Below are 24,412 nucleotides of genomic sequence, written 5' to 3' on the forward strand. Positions count from 1 at the left end.
AGTGCATAACCTTTACCATAATAGCATGAAAAGACGTTCATTTCATGCTGACAATGCTAATAAAGGAAAACTTTCATCGAAACAATTGTATAACAAAGATTCATGTGTTTCATTCTACTATAAACACTCTTCATCACGAAAGATGAGATAAGGAATTATAAAACACTTTTCTATTATTTTCAATGTCCAAGAAAACCCCTCTCTATATAGACTTCATGTATAATAGGAAAGATTCCTAATTTGAACAGAAAGTGAGTTTCTAACTATGTATGATGTAATCGTGATCGGTGGTGGCCCATCTGGTTTAATGGCGGCGATTGCTGCCGGAGAGCGTAAAAAGAAAGTGTTATTGTTAGAAAAAGGCGCAAAACTTGGCAAGAAATTAGCCATCTCTGGCGGTGGACGTTGTAATGTTACTAATCGTTTACCTGTCGAAGAAATAGTTAAGCATATACCTGGCAATGGTCGTTTTCTTTATAGTCCATTTACAGTTTATAATAACGAAGATATTATCGCATTTTTTGAAGGGCTTGGTGTCGCCCTAAAAGAAGAGGATCACGGCAGAATGTTCCCTGTATCCAATCGGGCACAAGATGTAGTTGATACACTAATTCGTCAGCTTCAACGACTACATATTGAAGTTCGTTTACACACAGCCGTCAGTAAGCTTCTGATGGACGAAAATAAAATTTTGGGTGTACGTCTTGCGGATGGCTCCGAAGTCCGTAGTCAAGCAGTCATTGTAGCTGTTGGTGGCAAGGCGGTCCCACAAACCGGTTCAACAGGTGATGGCTATCCTTGGGCAGAGCGTGCTGGTCATACAATCACGACGCTCTTCCCAACAGAGGTGCCTGTTCTATCAAAAGAGGACTTTATCCAAGCGCGTGAGCTTCAAGGGCTAGCATTGCGTGATGTCGCTGTCTCTGTGCTCAACAAAAAAGGCAAGACACTTGTCACACATCAAATGGATATGCTCTTTACCCATTTTGGCTTGAGTGGTCCCGCTGTTTTACGCTGTAGTCAGTTCGTTGTGAAAGAATTAATGAAAACAGGCTATGAACCAGTGACAATACGTATTCAGACACTGCCTCATTATAATGAAGAAACATGTCTGCAATATTTAAATAAACTAATCAAGGAAGATCCAAAAAAGGCTGTGAAAAATGTCTGGAAAGGCATTGCACCAGAACGGTGGCTCTTATTCTTATGTGAGCGAGCAAATATCGATGTCCAATCAACAGGTGCTGAGTTATCCCAAGAGAAAATTCGTCAATTAGCACATTTACTAGTCAATTTCACATTAAAAGTGAGCGGCACACAGTCACTTGACAAAGCGTTTGTTACGGGCGGTGGTGTCTCTGTAAAAGAAATCGAGCCAAAAACAATGGCATCAAAGAAAAAAGAAGGTTTATTCTTCTGTGGAGAAATTCTTGATATTCATGGCTATACAGGAGGCTATAATATTACCTCTGCGCTCGTAACGGGACGTATTGCAGGAATGCATGCTGCATTATAATAGAAGAGAAAGACCTTTTGGCAAGGCAAGGGGTTGATTTCCGTTCAAGGGGCGTCCGATAAGCCGCCTCCACCATGTTTCTTTATCTTTCATATAGCTGTTGCAATCGAATAGCCCTTTATTTGTATAATGAGAGAAAGAACAGGCTCTTATTTTCAATGTGGAGAAGTGTTTAGTTACAACACGCTTTCATAAATGCTTAGTGAACACCTTCACTTTATTTAAAAACCTTTGCTAAAAAGTTAAATATTTGTGGGTTGAGGTGGCAGGCTACTTGACTCCCATGGGATAGCGAGACAGTTGAAACCCTACACCGAGCGGTAGCGGAGGAAGCAGCTCGGTGCTCGCCTACAGGAAAGCAAATAGCCAGCAACGGAAATCCATTTTCATCTTTCACAAAAATGCTATTGATTGCTTTGTTTTTCAACACTATGAAAAAGCGTGTCCAAGAAAAACGGACACGCTCTTTTTAGCTTTCACTAGACATATAAACTTCTTCAAACGGCTGGATAATGACAAAGCCTTCACCTGAAAATGCCATCTGAATGGATTCGCCACTGCCACGACCGATAAATGTACGGAAGCTGATATCTGTTTTAAACTCAGGTGTTAAATTTCCTGACCATGCAACGGTAGCATGTGGATCAGTATAAACTGTTTCACCTGGTTTCACTAATAATGTCAATGGTTCAAAATGTGTTGTAATGGCCACTTTCCCTGTTCCTTGTAGTGTCACATTGAATAAACCACCTGACATGATGCCAGCCATTTTACGCATTAAGCGTATATCCCATTCAATACTAGGCTCAAAGGCAAGTAAATCATTTCCGTTTACACAAATACTATCATTTTTCAAATCAAAAACCGTTACTTTCTTTCCTTGGTCTGCTAAATAAAGTCTTCCCTTTCCACTTGCTTTCATCAATTGCGTGCCTTCACCTGTTAAAGCCTTCTTAAACATCTTACCAAGACCATGCTCCAGCACACGCTCACGTTCAAATTTAATATCACCCGTATAGGAAATCATTGCACCCATTTTTGACCATACTTCACCGTTTAGATTCACTTCTAATACTCGTTCAGTTTCCAATTCAAAATAATCATTCTCATTGTCATCTTGCTGTGTTTTATGAACAAATTCATCTAAAGAAAATTTCCCCAAGATTCATCCCTCCTAATTACCTTATATACGTTTACTGTTGAGAAAAGATTCAAATTTTAGCGGATTGTCCCTGATTGTGCATTTCGTTACAAAATTTCTCTTTTAATAATAAAATCACTTCATTTCCAGTCATGTTATTGACATCAAATATATACTGTTATACATTAAATGAAGAAACGTTAATTGTTATATAACAACCGCTGCAAAAAAATAACTATATAAGTGCCATGTGCGAAATGACACTTATATAGTTCCTGTCTCAATTGAAAGTTCACTTTATTGAGTAGCGGAGACATCTCCAACATTTTGTGCTGCTTTTAAAGCAGTTTGTTTACGTACATCTGCGCGTAGTGTTAACGAAATAATTAATGAAGCTGCGATTAACCCAGCAAATACATAGAACACAGGAATATAGCTTCCGTAAGCATTTTTAATTGTACTTACTAACAACGGTCCGAAAATACCACCTAATGACCAAGTTGTTAATAAATAGCCATGAATAACGCCAAGTTGCTTTGTACCAAATAGATCACTAGCAAATGCAGGTAAATTCGAGAATCCACCACCGTAGCAACTAACAACTAAGAAAATAAGTGCTTGGAAAATAATTACGTTTGTTGTATGTGGTAGGACAATAAATGTAATTAATTGTGCTGTAAAGAAAATAACAAAAACGTTTGAACGACCAATATAATCAGACACAGCGGCCCAAATTAAACGACCACCACCATTAAATAGCCCCATTATTCCTACCATTGCAGCAGCACCAGCAACTGATAGACCAACAATCTCCTGTGCCATCGGAGAGGCAACAGATATCATCATAATCCCCGCAGTTACATTGACTAAATGCATGGACCATAGCATCCAGAAATGCTTTGTTTTGACAGCCTCACGCGCTGACATCACTGCTAAATCTTTCTTTACTACTTCTTTGCCTTTATCGGCAGCTGCCTTCATATTCGCTGGCATATAACCAGGCTTAGGCGGCGCTATATATGAAGCCCCTAAAATCATTAACGTGAAATAACTTGCCCCTAAAATAAAATACGTTGTAGAAATGCCAACTGCCTCCATTAAGTTGGCTGCGACTGGCGCTGTAATTAATGCACCAGATCCAAATCCAAGTACGGCCATACCTGTTGCTAGACCACGGCGATCTGGGAACCATTTTACAAGTGTTGATACAGGGGCTATATAACCAATCCCCATACCTAACCCACTAAGAACACCATATGTTAACCAGTACATGACAACAGAATCCATTGAAATCGCTACACCCGCACCAGCTTGTCCTGCTCCAAATAAGACAGCTGCTACCATCGCCGATTTACGTGGCCCCATTTTTTCTACTAAGCTACCAAATAATGCGGCAGAGAAACCTGCAAGCCCCATCATAATGGTAAAGGCAACCGTTACCTTTGTTTCACTCCATCCCATTTCTGTGACAATCGGTAGCTTATATACACTGTATGCATAGGCTCCACCGATTGAAAGGTGAATAGCGATTGCAGATAATGCAATTAACCATCTATTTTTATTCATAAATTCTCATTTCTCCCCTCTTTTGCTACCTGTGAAAATTCTATGAACGTCCATGTAAAACAATTTACCACTTAGAATTATTCAAATGCAAGATGTTTTTCTAAAAAATATTATTTCTCCAAAAAGTATTTTGTTTTTTTATTAATGATTTTTATCACATAATCCTTACAGTCTCTAAGTATAAATTCGTTTTTCCTACAAAAAACATGACAGCTTTTAGCTAATATTACTTTTCTACTCTATTATCCTAGGTATCATTAATTATGTTAATATAATTATTTTTGTGCATAACTTCACATTCTGATGTTGTATACGTCTTATTTTACCAACAATATTTTTATGCTCATTTCTCTAAAAAGGAAGCAGATCAAATTAATGAATAATAGAAATTTTTAGAACAAAAGAGAATTTCACCATATAAATGTACGAAATTTTAATTTTTAGAAGTAGCAATAAAAATTAAAAATCAATTCTGTTTTTACTTAAACTTTCAAAAAAAAAATTTATTGACAATACAGAGTATGCATATTTTATAAATAGCTTTCAATCGCTCCCTATTTTTATTATTCAAATATACATTTTTATTTCAGGAAATTGAATATTAATGGCAACTAAACAAAATCAATTGCTTCTTAATAAAATACAAATAATCTGGAACAAGACGATTTTCGAAGTCATATTGTTTTTGTAAAAAAATAAAACAAGCGCTACAATCAGAACCACCAGTATAACTGGTGGTTTGCTCTGCGCGTGAAACGCTGGGGTACTGGCCCATGTCTAAAGACATTCTGAATGGTCTGCCAACCGCACTCCGTTTTCACACAAACCGCTAAAGCGGCTTACTTATTTTTTCTTTCTCTTGATTTCTTCTCCTGTGAATGGGTCAATGAATTCTTTCATCGTCATTTGATCTTGCAGGATATCTTCTTGTAATTGATTTTTTATATACTCTTGTATCTTTTTCTTATTTCGGCCGACTGTGTCCACATAGTATCCTCGACACCAGAATTGACGATTACCGTATTTATACTTTAAATTCGCATGTCGGTCGAAAATCATTAGACTACTCTTCCCTTTTAAATAACCCATGAACGCAGATACACTCAATTTCGGTGGAATACTTACCAACATATGAATGTGGTCAGGACAGGCTGTTGCCTCTATGATTTCTACATCTTTTCTTTCACATAATTGGCGCAATATTCTTCCAACATCTGCTTTAATTTGACTATAAATAATCTGCCTTCTATACTTTGGCGCAAAGACGATATGATACTTACAATTCCACGTTGTATGTGCTAAACTTTTGTTATCCATTTATGGTGGCTCCTTTCGTACGAAGTCGGTTGACTAGACCTGACTTTATTGTACGTTTGGAGTTTTTTTATTGTCCATAGCTAAAAGCTTTCCGGAACCCCCTGCATAGCAGGGGGTTTTCAAAGCACACAAAAAAACAGCATGTTAGAAGCTACCTCTAACATACTGTACAGAAAAATACATTTTTTAATTTGTTTTTCCTTTCATAAAAAGCATAACTTTTATTTCTTTATAATAAATACATAGCAAAATCCCTAGTAAAATCAGTAAGGAGCCATAAATTTGGACACTGGTAGGAAATTGCTTTAAAAAAATCGCACTCAACAGCATGGCAATAGCTGGCTCAAAATTCAATAACAGCGAAGCATTCGTCGAGCCTATTTCCTTCATTTTTTGATTCCACATTAAATTACTAACCCCATGAATAACGATTGCTGATAAAACTAGCAAAATCCAATAGGGGTATGTTACTTGCCAATTTGTTTGCGGCAATATAGTAAAAGAAAATGGTATAAGCATCAGTAAGCCAATTAGATTTGTATAAAAGGTGATGGACTGAGCTGACATTTTTAGACTAAGATGATTCACAATAATAAGGAATAAGGAAAAGCTTAGCATTGTAATTAAACTTAGCACCTCTCCCTTACCAATAGAAATGGTGATGAGAGCTCCTTTTGTAATGATAAGACCCACTCCTACAAATGAAATGATCGCACCTAGCCAAAATATGCCGTTCCGTGATTCATGATAAATCAATTTATTCAGTAATGATGTGATAATCGGTGCACAGGCTAATATTAAAGCCGCAGTGATAGGAGAAGTATGCTGAAGGCTGGCATAAAAACTATAGTGATTAATGGAAACGCCCAGTATTCCTGCAATGACCAACAATAGTAAATTCTTGCGCGTAAATATTGTTCGGGTAATAGCTTTCCAACTAATACATCCCAAAAATAAAACAATGATAATTAGCCTAAAAATGGCGACTGTTATAGGAGCCCAGTGTTCAATTAAAATCGAGCCAATAATGAAGTTACTGGCCCAAAAAAATACACAGCTAAATAAAATCATATAGATAGTGAATTGCTTCATATTAATCGTACCTGCATGTAAAGAGACTTCTACATAAGTTCTGGGTCAACTATTAAAAATCTACTTCCCTTTCCTTTATTAATCTTTTCTATTAAAACATAAGTATAGCAAACTAGAAATCTTCTAGTTTGCTATCATATCTAAATAAGGGGGATTTAGATTTATACTTAGTTGATAAACTTACCATTTGACATAACCACTCGGTTAGATAGTTTACGTGCAATGACCTCAGCACTTGATACTGCGTCAAAGAATACAAAGCTTGCTTCGTCTTTCACATTCGGCCAAACCTTCTGACCATTTGCATCTAATGGTGTTACACCATTTGTAATATATTTTAATGTTTGTCGAATAGAGCGTTCATCTAGCTTACGAGAAATATCAGCAAAAGTAGTCGCTTTTTCTAAAATATCTCCAGAGCCATTAGGACTCCAAGAATCATAAAAGCCATCGCACCCAAAGTGGACATCTACTCCGTGCTCTGTTAGTAAATCAATTGGTGGAATTAAACGTCTTAAATCGAATGGCACAGTAGACATAATTTTCACTTGCTGTTGTGCGAGACGATCAGCGATTTTATGCTGTTCCATAACGGATACATCCCCAAGTGAAAATGCATGACTAATCGCCGTTCTACCTTGATATTGTGCATCCTCAACGATATCTATCCATTTATCGATTGTATAATACCCAACATGACCACCATCATGGAGGTGAATATCAACATCTACATTAAACTCCTGTGCGATATCCATCACTTCATAAAGAGAAGGCTCAATTGAATTATCAATCCCTGCTGGATCTAAGCCGCCAATCATCGTTGCCCCATTGCGTAAGGCTTCACGCAATAATTTAGGGACATCATCTCTTAGTAAGCCATGCTGTGGGAAGGCAATGACTTCTGACGTCACGACATCTTTATATTCATCCAATGCCGCTAGTACACCTTCTAAATTTTTCAAGCCAATGTAAGGATCAATATTAACATGGGTACGAATATGGTTGGCGCCATTCTTAACGATTTTCTCAATCATTGCAGCTGCACGTTGTTTACCTGTTGTAGCAAGAACGGATAACTCTTGTGCTTCACGATCAAGTCGTTCCTTTAAATTTTTTACGGGTACACAAGCCTTCCATGGTAAAGTTAAGTATGTTTTATCTAAATGATTATGCATTTCCTTAAAGGCAGGTAATAGCAGCTTCCCGTTCATATTTGTTACTTCATTTGGAGAATCGATTACCTGCGTTGCTGGTACAATTTGAGAAATATAGCCATCTGTAATTTCAAGGTTAAAAAGCTCCACTTTCGTACCAACTGTATCATTTTCTTTTACATATTCTCCTGTTTCAAGTAGAACATTTGTAAGCCAGTGCTTCATCTGAATTCTCCTTTCAACTCTCCTACTTCCTGTTGGTGAATAATTTTGCCCTGTGAAATAACAGTAGAAATTGGGCATCTTCTTGCTATAACATGAGCAGTGCTAACGCCATCTACTAACAGCATATTGGCTTTATCACCAGCTTGTGGCCAAACACGTTCTCCCACGTCGTTCAAAGGTGTGATACCACCAGAAGCGTATCTCCAAGCACGACTTAATGAATATTCGTCGATAAAACGGAATCTCTGTGCCATCACATTTAATTTCATAATCGTATTGCCCGTACCGTATGGTGACCAATGGTCTGTTAAACTATCATGTCCTACAGAAACCTTTACACCATTGTTATAAAGATAAGGCATTGGTATTGTTGAACGATTCAGGTCTGTTGGTACAGTTGTTGTGACATCCATTTGTACAGCAGCCATCGCCTGTACTAAATCTTCTAATCGTGACTGTTCTAAATCCGCAAGTGCCATCGCATGGCTAATTGTCACTTGTCCTTCTTTTTTCGCCTGTTTCGTTAACTCGATTAGCTTATAAAATTCAAATTCACCAAGTGTGTTAGCTGTATGAATATGAATATCTATTCCTGCATTATAGTCTTGGGCAATACCCATCGTTGTGTGCAGTGATTTCTCAATATTGCGATCTACAATGGATGGGTCAACGCCCCCAACGAGCGTTGCACCCATTGCCATTGCTTCACGGATCAATTCTTCCACATTGGAGCGTAATAAGCCATGTTGTGGAAAAGCCACAATCTCATAGGTGATTTGATCTTGGTATTTTTCTAATACTTGCTTTGTGATGTCAATGTGTTTTGTCCCAATTTGTGGGTCCACATTACAATGTGAACGAATATGTGTATGTCCTTGGGAAATAAGCCACTTCACCATTTCCTCTGCTCGATAAGCAGCCGTTGGTAATTGCTTTGGTAATAGCGTTCTTTCTTCTTCAATACGCGTTAATATCCCTTTAGTAATGGGTCTTGGTGCTTGCCATTCCCCACCAAAATACGTTTTATCGATATGGATATGCATTTCTCGGAAAGAAGGGACTAATAGTTGCTTTTGAGCATCCACTACTTCTACGTCTCCATCGGCCACTATATTGTTATCCACTTGTTGAACATGCCCATCTACGATTAGGACATCATAAATACCTGTACGAGTTGCAACAATATGTTCATTTTCGTGCTCATATGCTTCTTCTAATCTTACATTTTTCAGCAATAGTTTACTCATAGTTTCCTCCCAATTGGTAATTTTTATCTTTCACCAAATTCGATTATTCTACAATTTCAACGCCACCGATTATTGTGTAGTTAGATGCGTCTAACCAGAAACCTTTTACAGCATTGCTGTAGACTGCTAAATGCTCATAGTTACGAACTGGAATGTATACAGCTTCATCTAACTCTATTTGCATTGCCTTTTTGTAGATTTCATTACGTGCTTCTTGATTTGACTCAGAACGTCCTTGCTCAATTAGCTTGTCTACCTCTGGATTTGAATAGTAGAAATGGTTGCCTGGAGGTCCCATAGAAGCCGTGTGGAATAGATTAAATTGGTTATAATCAGCATCCCCAGTAGCATTACCCCAACCACTAATAAATATTTGGTGCTGTTCTTTCGTGATTTCAGAAATAAATGCACCATACTCCATTACTTGAATTTCAACATCTAATCCAATACCTTTTAATTGAGATTGAATAACCTCAGCCATATTGATACGCTCTTTACGGTCACTTGTCAGTAATTTAACTTTTGTTCCTTCTTTAACGCCAGCTTCTTTTAGTAACTCTTTTGCCTTTACTACATCATAGTCATATGGTTTTGTTTCACTAGAATAACCAATAATTTTAGGACTCATTGCCGAATTTGCAAGTGTACCTACATTATCATAAATACCACTAATAATTGCTTCGCGGTCAACTGCATAACTAATTGCCTGACGTACTTTTACATCTGATAATAGTGCATCTTTCACATTGAAACCGATAAATTCTACCGCAAGTCCTTCGGCACGGAATAAATTCATCGTTGAAGAATTTTCTATGCGGTCAATCTCTGTTACGGGTACTTGTTCAGCGATATGTGCTTCTCCACTTTCAATCATTGCTAAACGAGTAGAGTCCTCTGGTACGACTTTAAATGTTACTTTATCTACTTTCGGTACAGTGCCCCAGTAATCTTTGTTTGTATTTAATGTAATTTCTTGACCAGATTTCCAATCCTCGAATACAAATGGACCTGTCCCTACTGGATGTGTTGCTAATTCATCAGCCGCTTCCGCAATAGCTTTCGGGCTGATCATACTACCTTCTTGACTTGCTAAAATAGATAAAAGCGGTGCATATGGTTCTTTTAACTTCAACGTGACAACATACGTATCATCTACCACTGCTTCATTAATCATTGATAATTTATCACGTTGTGGTGAACCAGTTGCAGGATCTAAAATACGATCAAATGTAGCTTTAACAGCCTCTGCATTAAAATCTGCTCCATCATGGAATTTAATGCCCTCATTTAATGTAAATGTCCAAGTGACATCATCTTTTTGCTCCCACTCTTTTGCAAGTAATGGAACAATTTTGCGATCTCTATCAAAAGCAACAAGTGTTTCATATATTTTGCCATGGATAATATTCGCTGACGGAATATCTGTAATAAAATGAGGATCAAGGCTTGTCGCATCCGATGCTCTTAAAACAACTAATTCTCCTCCTACACTTTTTGATCCCTCCTTAGAACCTTCTGAACTTTGATTACTTGCAGTTGAACATGCCTGTAAAACAAGTACGGTAATGAGTGTCATAAATAAAATCAACTTCATTTTCTTCATAAACATTTCCTCCTTATATGATTTGATCCTTACATTTCGAATTATAAAGAAATAAAATTCACTTGTTTTTTAAAATCTTTACGTGTTTTTTAAATTTTCTGACTAATACTCCATTAATCATTTACATTCTTTACGCTTTTCACTAAATTGAAAACAAATCAAATAGAAAAGGAGATTCGATATGGATAAAGTAACTACTACTATCGATCATTCTGTTTTAGTGAATGCACGCAAGGCCTCTAGAAAAAAGAATCTTGTCTCTTTCCTAAACAAAATAAAAAAAAATAAAGCGGCGGTCGCTGGGGGCATCATCATTCTTCTCTATATATTGATGTTTCTTATCGGACCTATTCTAGCACCTTATGATCCTTACGACGTACAGTTAGATCAAAAATTACAAGGGCCAAGTTTAGATCATCTAATGGGCACCGATGACAAAGGACGAGATATTTTAAGTCGAATTTTATATGGTTCACGCTTATCCATTGGAGTTGGTATTTCAGCTGTGTTATTTGGTGGATCGATTGGCACATTCCTAGGACTTATCGCTGGTTATTATGGTAAATGGGTTGATTCTATTATTAGTCGAATTTTAGATATCATGCTTGCCTTTCCAGGTATTTTATTAGCTCTAGCTATTGTCAGTGCATTAGGGCCAAGTCTAATTAACGTCACAATTGCAGTAGGTTTTTTCTCTATCCCCATGTTTGCTCGTATCGTACGTGGCTCGACAATGGAAGTTAAAAAACTAGAATATATCGATGCTGTCAAAACACTCGGAGCAAATGATATGACGATTTTAATTAAACATATTTTCCCGAACATTTTATCACCGATTATTGTACAAGCATCTATGCGTTTAGCAACGGCTATTCTATCTGCGGCAGGTCTATCCTTTTTAGGATTAGGGGCACAGCCACCATCTCCTGAATGGGGTGCCATGCTATCAAACGGAAGAGATTTCTTATTTACTGCTCCTTATATGGCGCTATTCCCTGGTATTATGATTTCCATCCTTGTTTTAGGATTTAACTTATTTGGCGATGGTTTACGCGATGCGCTAGACCCAAGAATGAAAAATTAAAGGAGAGAAGACACATGACATTATTTATCATAAAACGGCTCGCTCAAATTATTCCTGTGACCCTTGGTGTAACGCTTGTTGTTTTTTTAATTATGCAAATGATCCCCGGTGATCCCGCCATTATTTTAGCAGGAGAAGGAGCTTCTCAAGAAACGGTTGAAGAATTACGTGAAAATTTAGGGCTTAATAAACCATTAGCTATCCAATATACAGATTATATTAAAAATCTTGTACAGGGAGATATGGGGCATTCGTTAAAAAATAAACAACCTGTATTTGAGGAAATTACTGCACGTTTACCAATTACAATTGAGCTAGCCTTTTATAGTATTTTAATCACTATTATTTTGGGGTTGATTGCCGGCATCATCTCAGCAATCCGTCCATATTCGTTTATGGATGTTGGACTAATGATTGTCGCCTTATTAGGGATTTCCCTACCAAGTTTTTGGTTAGGTATTTTATTGATGTATGTTTTCTCTGTACAGCTACACTGGCTTCCTGTAGCAGGTTGGGATAGTGCCAAACATATTATTCTACCAGCGGTCACACTAGGTGCTGGTGGCGCTGCAATCGTTGCGCGTATGACTCGCTCTAGTATGCTAGAGGTTGTGAACCAAGACTATATTCGAACAGCGAAGGCGAAAGGTTTAAAAGGCTATATTATCATTTTAAAACACGCACTACGCAATGCCTTAATTCCAGTTATTACAGTTGTAGGCTTACAGTTTGGTAGTTTACTTGGGGGAACAGTATTAGTAGAATCTGTGTTCGCTGTCAACGGCTTAGGACGAATGATTGTAGATGCTATTCGTACACGAGATATACCTGTTGTTCAAGGCGGCGTTCTCGTAGCCTCATTAATATTTGTTTTCATTAATCTTTTCGTAGACATATTATATCGAATTTTTAATAAACGAATGGATTTAAACTAGGGAGGGAAAAAGCGATGAAACAAAATACCGTGTTAGAAGTAAAAAATTTACAAACTTATTTTTATTCGAGTGAAGGCGTTGCCAAAGCTGTGGATGGTGTTTCCTTTATACTTCAAAAGGGAGAAACGCTAGGCATTGTTGGTGAATCTGGTTGTGGGAAATCAATGACCTCCCTATCGTTACTTCGTTTAGTACCGTCACCTCCTGGTAAAATCATCAACGGTGAGATTTTCTTAAATAATACAGATATCTTAAAATTATCAGATGAGGAATTACGCAAAATTCGAGGCAATAAAATATCAATGATTTTCCAAGAGCCTATGACAAGTCTAAATCCTGTGTTATCCGTTGGGGAGCAAATTGCTGAATCTATTCGCTTACACCAAGGTTTATCACGTAAAGAGGCATGGCAAAAGGCCGTCGATATGATCCGTCTAGTGGGAATTCCTGCACCAGAAAAAAGAGCGAAGCAGGAGCCGTACCAGTTAAGCGGTGGGATGCGTCAGCGCATTATGATCGCAATGGCATTAGCGTGTACACCCGATGTTTTAATTGCAGACGAACCTACAACGGCACTTGATGTAACCATTCAGGCTCAAATTATTGAAATTATACAAAATCTGCAAAAGCAATTAGGCATGAGCATTATTTTCATTACTCACGACCTAGGTGTTGTAGCAGAAATTTGCGATAAAATTGCTGTGATGTATGCAGGGCAGATTGTAGAAGAAGGCACAACAGAAAGTCTTTTTGAAAAACCGTTACACCCCTATACAAATGGATTAATACAATCATTACCAAAGCTCTATGAAGAGCAAGAAGAATTATCTACTATTCACGGAACTGTTCCAAGTCCATACAATTATCCGGTTGGCTGTCGTTATGCAGAACGTTGCCCATTTGCTACAGATTTATGTCATGAACAACAACCTGAGCTTATGACTGTGGAGCACGAGAAAAAAGTAAGATGTTGGATGTACAGCAATGAATGGCAAGGGCAAACAATGATGAAGGAGATGACAGTATGACAACAGCGCTACAAACACAACCAATCTTACAAGTAAATGATTTAAAACAGCATTTTTTCTTAAAAAAAGAAAAGCTCTTCGGTCCTCAGCAAATTGTAAAAGCTGTGGATGGTGTTTCCTTTGACATTATGCCTGGTGAAACACTTAGCATTGTTGGAGAATCTGGCTGCGGAAAATCAACGACGGGGCGTTCTATTTTAAGATTAGATGAACCTACTTCTGGAGAAGTAATGTTATTTGGTAAAAACTTAGTGAATATGAACAAAAAAGAGCTACGTGCTGCACGCAAGGACATCCAAATTATTTTCCAAGATCCGTATGCATCCCTTAACCCACGAAGAACCATTCGTAAAATGTTAACAGAGGCCATGTCTATTCAAAAAATAGTACCACCTGAACAACAAGAGGCACGCATGATTGAATTAATGTCGCTTGTTGGATTACGTCCTGAATACTTAGAGCGCTATCCACATGAATTTTCTGGTGGTCAGCGTCAACGTATCGGAATTGCAAGAGCTCTTGCAGTCAATCCTAAAATTATTATTTGTGATGAATCGGTTTCTGCGCTAGACGTTTCTATTCAAGCACAAATTTTAAATTTATTAAAGCAGCTACAACGAGATTTAGATTTAACATTTTTATTTATCTCACACGATTTAAGTGTTGTTCGACATATTTCAGATCGTATCATGGTCATGTATCTTGGAAAGGTTGTCGAAATTGCTGATAAGCATTCCCTTTTCACACAGCCATATCATCCTTATACAAAAGCATTATTTTCTTCTATTCCAGTAATCGACAAACAACATCGCAAGGAGCGTATTATTTTAAAAGGAGACCTACCGTCACCTCTTAATCCTCCTACTGGCTGTAGCTTTCACACACGTTGTCCATTCGCCACAGAGAAATGTAAAGCAGAAGTTCCAGCATTACGAGAAATCACTGCAACACATAAGGTAGCTTGCCATTTTGCAGAAAATTTAGTTTAATGTATCTTACACTTATAAAATAAATGGAGAGATCATTATGTTACAACTAGAAACCTTCAACATATATATTCTCCTATGTGTAATTGCTCCAATTATTGGAGCTTTTCTGCTTACTTTTATATTTATTTTCGAAAAACAAATCGATAGCCTTGAGGAAGAAAAGAGAAGTTTAGAGCTCAAGCAGGATTTACAACGAGCGAATATTCTTCAGTTAAATCAGCAAATACAACCACATTTCTTTTTTAACGCATTAAATTCATTGCTAAGCCTAGCCCGCATCAATCGTAAGGAAGATTTGGTTGCGGGTATTGAGGCCTTAGCAACGTTTTTTAAATTTAAATACAATAATCATGAGGTTTTAATCGCGTTAAAGAACGAGATACAATTTATGGATAGCTATTTAAATATTCAACAGTTACGCTTTGGACATCGTCTGACGATTCATAAGGATATGGATGATGAAGCTCTATCTGTACAAATACCTCCATTTATTTTGCAGACCATTATTGAAAATGCATATAAACATAGCTTTGAAAAGCATATAGGACCTGCTGAGTTATCCATTACGATAAAAAAAATGGACAAGATCTTATTAATAGAAATAAAAAATACACAGCCCTTAGAAAAGATAGAAACTGCTATTGAGCAGCTAGAAGATGAATTACAGCAAGGTTATGGTCTTGAAAATATTAGACAACGGCTTGAGCTTATTTATGGTCTCGAAAATGTTTTATTTTCGATTCAAAATAATGAACAGTTTTACACAGTTACAATTCACGTTCCCGCTTAGCCCTTCTATCAATTTGAATGTGAAAGGAGAATCTCACCATGCATATTTTAATCGCAGATGATGAGCCGTTAGAGCTAGAGCAAATGATTTATTTATTAAAACCGCATTTCCCTAATTGGACATTCCATACTGCTCAGGATGCCTCACAAGCTCTGCAATTAGCTAAAAAACACCGTATGACTATCGCCTTTTTGGATATCCAAATGCCTGGGAAAGATGGTATCACTTTGAGCAAGGAATTAAAAGAAATGTATGAAATAGACATCATTATGGTAACCGCTTATCAGACCTTCGAATATGCCCAGCAAGCATTGCGTATCGGGGTAAAAGATTATCTTACAAAACCTGTTATTGCTAGTGAATTAGATGCGATTGTGGAGAAATATAAAGTATGGAGCTCCAACCATGATGCGATTCAAAGCGCGCTTTCCTATATCCATGAAAACTATTATGAAAAGCTCGGTTTAAATATTATTGCAGAAAAGATCCATTTGAATCCAAGCTACTTAAGTCGTAAATTTTTGGAGGAGCAGTCTATTGGCATTAATGAGTATATAAATAATTACCGCCTCGAAATGGCCGTGAAGAAAATAAATGAAAACCTGGACGCAAGCATGTCTGCAATTGCGGAGAGCTGTGGATTTAATAGCCAACACTATTTTAGTGTGGCCTTTAAGAAAAAGTATAATCTATCGCCACGTCAATATAAATCCGCTAAAATGAGTAAAGGTATTTGATAGTATGTTAAAAAATTATTCATTGCTCGTACCATTTGCAAGTTTAAGCACAGCAGCAGGCGTCATCATTCTTTTAGCAAGATGGATTAACGGTAATTTATTATTGTCCTCTCCCTCAGCTCTTATTTCTTATGGCTTTATGGCAGGCATTTGTTATACATTAGCAACAGCCATTTCATTTATTGTATTGAGCTCCTTGTTAAATAAAAGGAATTACAAGCAAAACCAGCATACACAAAGCTTTTTACTCTCTACCATACAACAAAAATTGAGTGGTATGAATTTAAAAGTGATACGACTGTTTTACCTTTTGACAAGCATTGAACTTTGGTTAATTCAATTAATTAGCATTAGTGTCTTGTCTGAAATCATGTTAAATATCCCGATACCCATTACGCTTTTTTTATTTCTAACCGGTATGTTACTGTTTGATCGCATCATGTCTGTGAAAAGTATACTGTGGCTAGAAATTTTATTTATCATCGCCCTGTTTTCATTACTTATTTTTATCCCTATTTACTACTTTGTACAAAATGGAGCAAGCACCGTTTATGAAGGCATTCGTTTATACCACCCTTATTTATTTTATTTTAAAAATAGCGAAATCCTCCTGTTCTATGTCATTATTCAATTAGCCGTTTTAGGACAAGTACTTTTTGATAAATCAACATGGTATTTAATTGCATTTATCAAGCCCAAAAAAATACGTCGCAGCCTATTTTCATCAGGTGTGATTTTAGCATTATTAACATTATCCTTTACAGCTATTTTAATGATTGCTTTATACAGTGGCTCCTTTGGTCAGTTTCAAGTGCTAATTTTTACGTTCTTATATGAAGTACAGCCTGGGTTTCTGACATTCGCTTTCCTTGTCATTGTCCTGTTGGCCGTTGTGACGTCCTTACTTGTAGATATGCGTGCAACAAAACGTTTTTTTATGAAGAAAAGACCCTATTATTTTTACTTAATTGGACTTATGGTCATTTTACTTACCTTTTTCTTATCTATCGATTTAACGATTTTAGGGGTTATTTATTCTTTCGCGTTCCTGCACATTACCATACTGCCGTTTATGTTAATTCTTTTATTTACGAATCGCCGTATTCATAAACATAGTTGGTTTGTCATACTGCTATCTATCCTCATAGGAATTGGCGTTGCCCTAAGCTTCAATGCACTTTACGGATTAGCAACTAGCTTTATGATCTCTAGCATTTATCAATTAATGCTTCAGACCGATACTATAGAAAAAATGCCTGAACCCTAAAATATATGGAGGTCAGGCATTAGTCTGTAGTTAACTAAATATATGTCTTTTATGTTTTCATAAATAATGATTAGGTAAAAAAATACATCCTGAATACCTTCTTCTGCATCTTTAAATAACACCACTCGTACGTTTGCCACAATGGTCAGAACTTCCCAAACACGCCTTACACTTTCACTTCCCTAGTTGGTTTCCTACGTTTTCATTTACACATTGGTCATAAAATTTTAAAAACTTCACACAATAAAAAAGTGTTTTGACATGAGCTTTTCTTGTTATAGAACTGTATTTATCGTATTCGTATGCCCTGTTGCATACTTTTTTTCTATTATCTATTGAATAACTAGCAAAAAAACTGTTATAGTGAGATTGTTTGTCTGACGTCTGACTAATTAAGATCTTTAGCTGTTCTTCTGAATTTGGAACATCAGGACAAACTATTACACATACTTATGGAGGAACTTATGAGATACTTAATATCCTTTTGTGGATTGTTACTTGTTTTTGCCCTAGCTTTATTAATGAGTAAAAACAAAAAAGAAATAAAATATAAATATATAGTGGTGATGTTAATCATCCAATTTTTATTGGCAGCTCTACTACTCAATACGACAATTGGTTTTGTTTTAATCAAAGGAATCACCAAAGTATTTGATCATTTATTGTCTTACGCAAATGCAGGGATATCATTTGTTTTTGGTGGATTAGCAAATGAAGGAGAGTCTCCGTTCTTCCTAGCTGTATTATTACCGATTGTCTTTATATCAGTCTTAATTGGGATTTTGCAGCATTTTAAAATTCTCCCTTTCTTCATGAAATGGATAGGATTACTGTTGAGTAAAGTAAGTGGAATGGGAAAATTGGAATCCTATAATGCTGTTGCTTCCGCAATGGTTGGACAATCGGAAGTATTCATTACAGTCAAAAAACAATTAGATAAGATTGCGCCACAGCGTATGTATACATTATGTGCATCCGCGATGTCGACCGTCTCGATGTCAGTTGTTGGCGCGTACATGACGATGATTGAACCAAAGTATGTCGTAACGGCGATTGTTTTAAACTTATTTGGTGGTTTTATAATTGTTTCCATCATTAATCCGTATACCGTAAAAGAAGAGGAAGATATCTTAACCATTGAAGATGAGCAGAAGCAAGCTTTCTTCCAAATGCTTGGTGAATATATTATGGATGGCTTTAAGGTAGCCATCATTGTTGGAGCCATGCTAATTGGTTTCGTAGCATTAATGGATTTAATCAATTCATTGTTTGATATGATTATCGGTGTTTCTTTCCAAGAAATATTAGGCTATATTTTTGCACCAATAGCTTTCCTAATGGGTATCCCATGGGCAGACGCTGTTTCAGCTGGTGGAATAATGGCCACTAAATTAGTAACGAATGAATTCGTTGCCATGATCAACCTTGGCGACGTCTCAGAGTCCATGAGTGAACGTACACTGGGCATTATTTCGGTATTCCTTGTATCCTTTGCCAACTTTTCATCCATCGGTATTATTTCCGGAGCAGTTAAAGGGTTGAATGAAAGACAAGGTAATGTCGTTGCTCGTTTTGGCTTAAAGTTATTGTACGGAGCCACACTTGTCAGTATCCTAACAGCTATTATTGTTGGATTGATTATTTAAACATCATCATTTGAACTGCACTCCGATAGTTATGGAGTGTAGTTTTTTAAATTATCCACTATAAACTCTTCACGAAAAATAAAAAATGTACATCACTAAAATTTCATTTAGTAATGTACATTTTTATTATTTAGATCATTTTATTTAACGACAATATTGACAAGTTTGCTTGGAATAACGATGATTTTCACTAGTTTTTTTCCTGCCATATATTCTTGTACTTTTTCATCAGCAAGCGCTACTTTTTCGATATCCTCTTTTGAAGCATCTTTCGCTACGACGATTTTTGCACGGACTTTACCAGCCACTTGCACGGCAATCTCCACTTCATCATCCACAAGCTTCGTTTCATCGTATGTTGGCCATTGCTCGTAAGAAAGTGTTGAATCGTGACCTAATAGCTGCCATAGCTCTTCTGCAATATGCGGCGCCATTGGTGCTAGCATTTTAACAAAGCCTTCCGCATACTCTGCTGGAATAACGTCAGCTTTATAGCAATCATTGATAAATACCATCATCTGTGAAATAGCTGTGTTAAAGCGGATACCTTCGTAATCCTCTGTCACTTTTTTCACTGTTTGGTGGTATGCTTTTTCAAGTGTTTGATCGTTAGACACTTGAATTTTTGATGAAATGGCACCATCTTCTTCATTAACAAATAGACGCCAAATACGATCTAAGAAACGACGTGCCCCATCTAAACCATTTGTTGACCATGCAACAGATGCCTCTAATGGTCCCATGAACATTTCATACAAACGTAATGTATCGGCACCATGTGATGAAATGATTTCATCTGGGTTTACAACATTACCTTTCGATTTAGACATTTTTTCATTACCTTCACCAAGAATCATACCTTGGTTAAATAATTTATGGAATGGCTCTTTCGTGTGAACAACACCTAGATCATAAAGAACTTTATGCCAGAAGCGAGCGTAAAGTAAGTGCAGTACTGCATGCTCTGCTCCTCCAATATAAATATCTACTGGTAACCAACGTTTTAGTAACGCTGGATCTGCAATCGCCTCTGTATTTGTAGGGTCGATATAGCGTAAGAAGTACCAGCTAGACCCAGCCCACTGTGGCATTGTATTTGTTTCACGGCGACCCTTTTTGCCTGTCTCTGGATCTACAACATTCACCCATTCAGCAATATTAGCTAATGGTGATTCACCAGTACCCGATGGACGGATATTATCTGTTTTTGGAAGCACTAATGGTAATTCTGATTCTGGAACAGGTGTGATCGTGCCATCTTCCCAATGAATCATTGGAATTGGTTCACCCCAGTAACGCTGACGTGAGAATAGCCAATCACGTAGTCGATAAGAAATTTTCTTCTCTCCAACGCCTTTTTGCTCTAACCATTCAATTGCTTTCGCAATGCCATCTTCTTTATTTAAACCATTAAGGAATTCAGAATTAATATGTTGACCATCACCTGTAAATGCTTCTTTGCTAATGTCCCCACCCTCAAGTACAGGAACGATGTCTAAACCAAATGCAGTCGCAAATTCATAGTCACGTTCATCATGTGCTGGCACCGCCATAATAGCACCTGTACCGTAAGACACTAACACATAGTCAGCAATCCAAATCGGCGCTTTTTTCCCGTTAATCGGATTCACTGCATAAGCACCTGTGAATACGCCTGTTTTTTCTTTTGCTAAATCTGTGCGCTCAAGATCCGATTTCATTTTCACTTTCTCTAAATATGCCTCAACAGCTTGACGTTGCTCAGCTGTCGTTATTTGTTCTACCAATTTATGTTCAGGCGCAAGTACACAATATGTAGCACCAAATAATGTATCTGGACGTGTTGTGAAGACCGTGAAGTTTTGATCTGAACCATCAATAGCAAATGTTACTTCTGCCCCTTCTGAACGACCAATCCAGTTGCGCTGCATATCTTTAATAGATTCTGGCCAATCAACTTCTTCTAGGTCGTCGATTAAACGATCAGCATATGCAGTAATTTTAAGCATCCATTGTTTCATTGGTCGACGTTCTACTGGATGCCCACCACGCTCTGATTTCCCATCAATTACCTCTTCGTTAGCCAATACCGTACCAAGCGCTGGACACCAGTTAACAGCTACTTCATCCACATAGGCTAAACCTTTTTTATAAAGCTGGATAAAAATCCATTGTGTCCATTTATAATACTCTGGATCCGTCGTGTTAATTTCGCGATCCCAATCATAACTGAATCCTAGCTCTTGAATTTGGCGTTTAAAAGTTGCAATATTTTTAGCTGTAAATTCTGCTGGGTCATTTCCTGTATCGAGTGCATATTGCTCAGCTGGTAAACCAAAAGCATCCCAGCCCATTGGATGTAATACATTGTAGCCTTGCATACGTTTAAAGCGTGATAAAATATCTGTCGCTGTATATCCTTCTGGATGTCCTACATGTAGTCCAGCGCCAGATGGGTATGGAAACATATCTAATGCAAAAAATTTAGGCTTCGCTGTTTCATTTTCAGTTTTGAATGTTTTGTTATTAGCCCAATATTGCTGCCACTTTTTTTCAATTTGTAGATGATTAAAACTCATTCTTTTTCCTCCTTCGATTGAATCATGTTGCTCTTCATCATAATTGACAAAATATTTAAAAAATAAAAAAACTCGTCCCTTTCTTATAGAAGGGACGAGAGAATTTGTACTCCCGCGGTACCACCCAAATTAGTGATTACACTCGGCTCAAGCTTCCTTAACGCGGAAGAAACGACACACGCTGTTTCACGCGGGCAGACTCAGAAGGCGAGTTCAACTTGCTTTCTTACTAGCTCCCACCAGCCGCTAGCTCTCTAAAAAGAACGACAAATTTACTATTCCTCATCACAGTCTTTACATGATATTGCATTTATTCTAATGGAAAGTATTGAAAAGCACAAGCCTTTGTTTACAGACTAACCCATTACTGAAGAATTAATTCCTTTTCTTCCTTAGATTTTGATAAATCCTTACATTCATGAAAAGCAAAATGCTGGCATCCGATGCATTTCTTTGTGTCCAAATAGCCGAGAGCCTTAGTAATCGCTTCTCCAGTATGCTGATAAAAATGATGCGCTCCAATCTTATCGTAAATACCATTGTGCTGAAGAGCTACTTTTAAATCACCTTGCACACCTGTTACCAGGATTTTACCACCCTGTGCTGTAAAGTTTTCAATAATATTGCTAAAATATGCTTCACCAGTGGAATCCATAAAGGGCACTTTCCCCATTCGCAATATCAAAACTCTTGGTTGCTGATGCAAAGTGCTTTCAATTTTTTGTTCAAACATTTGAGCAGCTCCAAAGAACAATGGTCCTTCAATTGTATACATGCTAATTTGCGGACAATCATGCTGCTGGTGAACGACATGGGGCTGTACCTTCCCACTTTTGTTTGAATGGTCTGGGAGTACCTTTGTCACAACAAGCTTTTCACTCATGCGTTTTGCAAATAATAGCACAGCTAATACAAGCCCTACTTCCACTGCTAATGTGAGACTTGTAAACACCGTTAATAAAAAGGTAATCAATAACACTAGCGAGTCACCCGATTTTAATTTCACAATATGTGAGAAATGGTGTCGTTCGCTCATATTCCAGGCTACAACCATCAATACAGGAGCCATACTTGCTAATGGAATATGAGACGCATATGGTGCTAATAGCAATAATGTAACTAAAACAAATACTCCGTGTATGATACCTGACATAGGCGATACTGCACCTGTTTTAATATTAGTTGCAGTCCGTGCAATAGCACCTGTAGCTGGAATCCCCCCGAACAAAGGCGTCACGATATTAGCAATTCCTTGACCAATCAGCTCTCGATTACTGTTATGCTTACTATTCGTCATCCCATCTGCAACGACTGCCGATAGTAGTGACTCTATGCCCCCTAGCATGGCGATGACAAACGCTGGTCCAATAAGCAGTTGTAGGCGTTCAAAGGTGATATCAGGTATAGCAAAATGAGGCAATGAATTCGGAATTTGCCCATAAGCTGTCGCGATCGTAGCAACATGTCCTGTAAAGAGGAAAGTGGCCACAAGTGTAGAAACAACAATACCTGCTAATGCTCCAGGAACCTTTGGAAAAAACTTCGGCGTCATCAGTATTGTCACAAAACAGATAACAGCCGTCAAAATACTATACATATTGGTCGTTCCAAGCTGCTTCATAATTTCTTGTATATTGGCAATAAAATACTCATGTCTTTTAACATTTGTTAACCCTAAAAAGTTGGCAATTTGACCTGTAAAAATAATAACTGCTATACCTGCTGTAAAGCCAACTGTTACAGGGCGAGGAATAAATTTAATTAAAGATCCTAACTTAAAAATGCCCATTAAGCAAAGCATAATCCCAGCCATTAATCCTGCAAGTAATAAATCCTCATAGCCATAGGTAATGACAATTCCTAATAAAATCGGTACAAACGCCCCAGTTGGCCCACCAATTTGATATTTCGATCCACCAAAAAGAGAAATAAGAATACCCGCAATACAGGCGGTATAAATCCCATATTCGGGTTTCACCCCCGATGCAATGGCAAAAGACATGGCAAGTGGAATAGCGACGATCCCAACTATAATTCCGGATAATAGATCCTTCTTGACGTGATGAACAGAATACCCTTCAAAGCGTCCTGTAAACAGTGACTTCATAGATAAATCTTCCCTTCGAAATAATAAGCAAAGCATAATTTTTCAACTTCTTTGATTTACTTATTGCCTTCGTCACCTTCATTGCTCGTCATTTCCTCTAATCTCGAAATGGTGTTAACTAAATGGTTATTGAAAATATCCTTTGCCACCCCAAGTAATTCACCAATCATCGGATCACTTAAAGAATAGTAGACTTTTTTACCTTCCTTCACACCATAAACGATATTTTTGGCGCGTAATACACTTAATTGCTGAGAAACAGCAGAACCCTCTTTCTCTAAGCAATCTTGAATCTCATTGACACTTTTCTGACCTTCTACAAGGAGTTCCAGTATTCTAATGCGTAACGGATGTGCTAATGCTTTAAAAAAATCCGCCTTAAATTGTTGTAAACCCTCTTCCATAAAAAA

Annotated in this window: 19 protein-coding genes and 1 other annotated feature; of the genes, 9 read left to right on the forward strand and 10 right to left on the reverse strand. The window is 37.4% G+C overall.

Features of this window, described 5'->3' with window-relative positions:
* Positions 1 to 265: 265 nt before the first annotated feature.
* Positions 266 to 1,516 carry an NAD(P)/FAD-dependent oxidoreductase gene (locus NST76_RS16455; RefSeq protein WP_036118785.1) on the forward strand — a complete coding sequence of 417 codons (1,251 nt, stop codon included), beginning with the start codon at positions 266 to 268 and terminating at the stop codon, positions 1,514 to 1,516.
* A gap of 469 nt (positions 1,517 to 1,985) precedes the next feature.
* Here the strand turns inward: NST76_RS16455 and NST76_RS16460 are convergent, their stop codons facing one another.
* The 7 genes from NST76_RS16460 to NST76_RS16490 all read right to left on the reverse strand — a co-directional run bounded on the left by NST76_RS16460 (position 1,986) and on the right by NST76_RS16490 (position 10,861).
* A complete protein-coding gene (locus NST76_RS16460; RefSeq protein WP_036118779.1) occupies positions 1,986 to 2,678 on the reverse strand; it encodes an AIM24 family protein in 693 nt (230 codons plus the stop codon).
* Between the two features lie 276 nt (positions 2,679 to 2,954).
* Entirely contained in the window at positions 2,955 to 4,223 is a 1,269-nt protein-coding gene (locus tag NST76_RS16465) for an OFA family MFS transporter (protein WP_036118777.1), read from the reverse strand.
* 843 nt (positions 4,224 to 5,066) lie between these two features.
* Positions 5,067 to 5,540 (reverse strand): IS200/IS605 family transposase, encoded by a 474-nt coding sequence (gene tnpA / locus NST76_RS16470; protein ID WP_271912593.1) that lies wholly within the window; start codon positions 5,538 to 5,540, stop codon positions 5,067 to 5,069.
* Between the two features lie 186 nt (positions 5,541 to 5,726).
* Entirely contained in the window at positions 5,727 to 6,632 is a 906-nt protein-coding gene (locus NST76_RS16475) for a DMT family transporter (protein WP_342544158.1), read from the reverse strand.
* A 167-nt stretch (positions 6,633 to 6,799) separates the two neighbouring features.
* Entirely contained in the window at positions 6,800 to 8,011 is a 1,212-nt protein-coding gene (locus NST76_RS16480; protein WP_342535040.1) for an amidohydrolase, read from the reverse strand.
* Positions 8,008 to 9,258, reverse strand: coding sequence for an amidohydrolase family protein (locus NST76_RS16485; RefSeq protein WP_058845056.1), 1,251 nt, complete (start codon positions 9,256 to 9,258; stop codon positions 8,008 to 8,010). Before NST76_RS16485 ends, NST76_RS16480 begins: the two co-directional genes overlap by 4 nt.
* 43 nt (positions 9,259 to 9,301) lie before the next feature.
* Positions 9,302 to 10,861, reverse strand: a complete 1,560-nt coding sequence (locus NST76_RS16490) for a glutathione ABC transporter substrate-binding protein (protein ID WP_340809369.1) — start codon at positions 10,859 to 10,861, stop codon at positions 9,302 to 9,304.
* A 181-nt stretch (positions 10,862 to 11,042) separates the two neighbouring features.
* Between NST76_RS16490 and NST76_RS16495 the strand changes: the two genes are divergently transcribed.
* The 8 genes from NST76_RS16495 (at position 11,043) to NST76_RS16530 (ending at position 19,337) form a co-directional block, all read left to right on the forward strand.
* A complete protein-coding gene (locus tag NST76_RS16495; protein ID WP_036118772.1) occupies positions 11,043 to 11,945 on the forward strand; it encodes an ABC transporter permease in 903 nt (300 codons plus the stop codon).
* Between the two features lie 14 nt (positions 11,946 to 11,959).
* Entirely contained in the window at positions 11,960 to 12,880 is a 921-nt protein-coding gene (nikB, locus tag NST76_RS16500; RefSeq protein ID WP_036118771.1) for a nickel ABC transporter permease, read from the forward strand.
* A gap of 14 nt (positions 12,881 to 12,894) precedes the next feature.
* Positions 12,895 to 13,908 (forward strand): ABC transporter ATP-binding protein, encoded by a 1,014-nt coding sequence (locus NST76_RS16505; RefSeq protein ID WP_271910738.1) that lies wholly within the window; start codon positions 12,895 to 12,897, stop codon positions 13,906 to 13,908.
* Positions 13,905 to 14,897: a dipeptide ABC transporter ATP-binding protein gene (locus NST76_RS16510; RefSeq protein ID WP_342544160.1), complete on the forward strand. Its 993-nt coding sequence runs from the start codon at positions 13,905 to 13,907 to the stop codon at positions 14,895 to 14,897. Before NST76_RS16505 ends, NST76_RS16510 begins: the two co-directional genes overlap by 4 nt.
* A gap of 37 nt (positions 14,898 to 14,934) precedes the next feature.
* Complete coding sequence (locus NST76_RS16515; RefSeq protein ID WP_036118768.1) at positions 14,935 to 15,687, forward strand: histidine kinase; 753 nt, start codon at positions 14,935 to 14,937, stop codon at positions 15,685 to 15,687.
* A 38-nt stretch (positions 15,688 to 15,725) separates the two neighbouring features.
* Complete coding sequence (locus NST76_RS16520; protein WP_342544162.1) at positions 15,726 to 16,424, forward strand: response regulator; 699 nt, start codon at positions 15,726 to 15,728, stop codon at positions 16,422 to 16,424.
* A 4-nt stretch (positions 16,425 to 16,428) separates the two neighbouring features.
* The gene (locus NST76_RS16525) at positions 16,429 to 17,691 is read left to right on the forward strand and encodes a permease (RefSeq protein WP_342503520.1); all 1,263 of its coding nucleotides are present in this window, start codon (positions 16,429 to 16,431) and stop codon (positions 17,689 to 17,691) included.
* 464 nt (positions 17,692 to 18,155) lie between these two features.
* On the forward strand, positions 18,156 to 19,337 hold the full coding sequence (locus tag NST76_RS16530; RefSeq protein WP_036118765.1) for a nucleoside transporter C-terminal domain-containing protein: 1,182 nt from the start codon (positions 18,156 to 18,158) through the stop codon (positions 19,335 to 19,337).
* A 140-nt stretch (positions 19,338 to 19,477) separates the two neighbouring features.
* Here NST76_RS16530 and leuS read toward each other — a convergent pair whose 3' ends face one another.
* The 3 genes from leuS to NST76_RS16545 form a co-directional block, all read right to left on the reverse strand.
* Positions 19,478 to 21,895 (reverse strand): leucine--tRNA ligase, encoded by a 2,418-nt coding sequence (gene leuS, locus NST76_RS16535; protein ID WP_342544164.1) that lies wholly within the window; start codon positions 21,893 to 21,895, stop codon positions 19,478 to 19,480.
* An 87-nt stretch (positions 21,896 to 21,982) separates the two neighbouring features.
* Positions 21,983 to 22,193 (reverse strand) — a binding site (T-box leader).
* 66 nt (positions 22,194 to 22,259) lie between these two features.
* Positions 22,260 to 24,002 carry a SulP family inorganic anion transporter gene (locus NST76_RS16540; RefSeq protein ID WP_089934498.1) on the reverse strand — a complete coding sequence of 581 codons (1,743 nt, stop codon included), beginning with the start codon at positions 24,000 to 24,002 and terminating at the stop codon, positions 22,260 to 22,262.
* 56 nt (positions 24,003 to 24,058) lie between these two features.
* Positions 24,059 to 24,406: a metalloregulator ArsR/SmtB family transcription factor gene (locus tag NST76_RS16545; protein ID WP_036118762.1), complete on the reverse strand. Its 348-nt coding sequence runs from the start codon at positions 24,404 to 24,406 to the stop codon at positions 24,059 to 24,061.
* Positions 24,407 to 24,412 lie beyond the last annotated feature (6 nt).

Origin of the sequence: Lysinibacillus sp. FSL W7-1291 (genome assembly GCF_038593415.1) — a bacterium.
In the GTDB taxonomy this organism is placed as follows: domain Bacteria; phylum Bacillota; class Bacilli; order Bacillales_A; family Planococcaceae; genus Lysinibacillus; species Lysinibacillus fusiformis_D.

Bases quoted from the DNA above. Each gene is read 5' to 3' on its own strand.
- NST76_RS16540 (WP_089934498.1), bottom strand. From the start codon at position 24,002: ATGAAGTCACTGTTTACAGGACGCTTTGAAGGGTATTCTGTTCATCAC.
- NST76_RS16520 (WP_342544162.1), top strand. From the start codon at position 15,726: ATGCATATTTTAATCGCAGATGATGAGCCGTTAGAGCTAGAGCAAATG.
- NST76_RS16475 (WP_342544158.1), bottom strand. From the start codon at position 6,632: ATGAAGCAATTCACTATCTATATGATTTTATTTAGCTGTGTATTTTTT.
- NST76_RS16545 (WP_036118762.1), bottom strand. From the start codon at position 24,406: ATGGAAGAGGGTTTACAACAATTTAAGGCGGATTTTTTTAAAGCATTA.
- NST76_RS16510 (WP_342544160.1), top strand. From the start codon at position 13,905: ATGACAACAGCGCTACAAACACAACCAATCTTACAAGTAAATGATTTA.
- nikB (WP_036118771.1), top strand. From the start codon at position 11,960: ATGACATTATTTATCATAAAACGGCTCGCTCAAATTATTCCTGTGACC.
- NST76_RS16465 (WP_036118777.1), bottom strand. From the start codon at position 4,223: ATGAATAAAAATAGATGGTTAATTGCATTATCTGCAATCGCTATTCAC.
- leuS (WP_342544164.1), bottom strand. From the start codon at position 21,895: ATGAGTTTTAATCATCTACAAATTGAAAAAAAGTGGCAGCAATATTGG.
- NST76_RS16495 (WP_036118772.1), top strand. From the start codon at position 11,043: ATGGATAAAGTAACTACTACTATCGATCATTCTGTTTTAGTGAATGCA.
- NST76_RS16525 (WP_342503520.1), top strand. From the start codon at position 16,429: ATGTTAAAAAATTATTCATTGCTCGTACCATTTGCAAGTTTAAGCACA.
- tnpA (WP_271912593.1), bottom strand. From the start codon at position 5,540: ATGGATAACAAAAGTTTAGCACATACAACGTGGAATTGTAAGTATCAT.
- NST76_RS16515 (WP_036118768.1), top strand. From the start codon at position 14,935: ATGTTACAACTAGAAACCTTCAACATATATATTCTCCTATGTGTAATT.
- NST76_RS16505 (WP_271910738.1), top strand. From the start codon at position 12,895: ATGAAACAAAATACCGTGTTAGAAGTAAAAAATTTACAAACTTATTTT.
- NST76_RS16530 (WP_036118765.1), top strand. From the start codon at position 18,156: ATGAGATACTTAATATCCTTTTGTGGATTGTTACTTGTTTTTGCCCTA.
- NST76_RS16490 (WP_340809369.1), bottom strand. From the start codon at position 10,861: ATGAAGAAAATGAAGTTGATTTTATTTATGACACTCATTACCGTACTT.
- NST76_RS16480 (WP_342535040.1), bottom strand. From the start codon at position 8,011: ATGAAGCACTGGCTTACAAATGTTCTACTTGAAACAGGAGAATATGTA.
- NST76_RS16455 (WP_036118785.1), top strand. From the start codon at position 266: ATGTATGATGTAATCGTGATCGGTGGTGGCCCATCTGGTTTAATGGCG.
- NST76_RS16485 (WP_058845056.1), bottom strand. From the start codon at position 9,258: ATGAGTAAACTATTGCTGAAAAATGTAAGATTAGAAGAAGCATATGAG.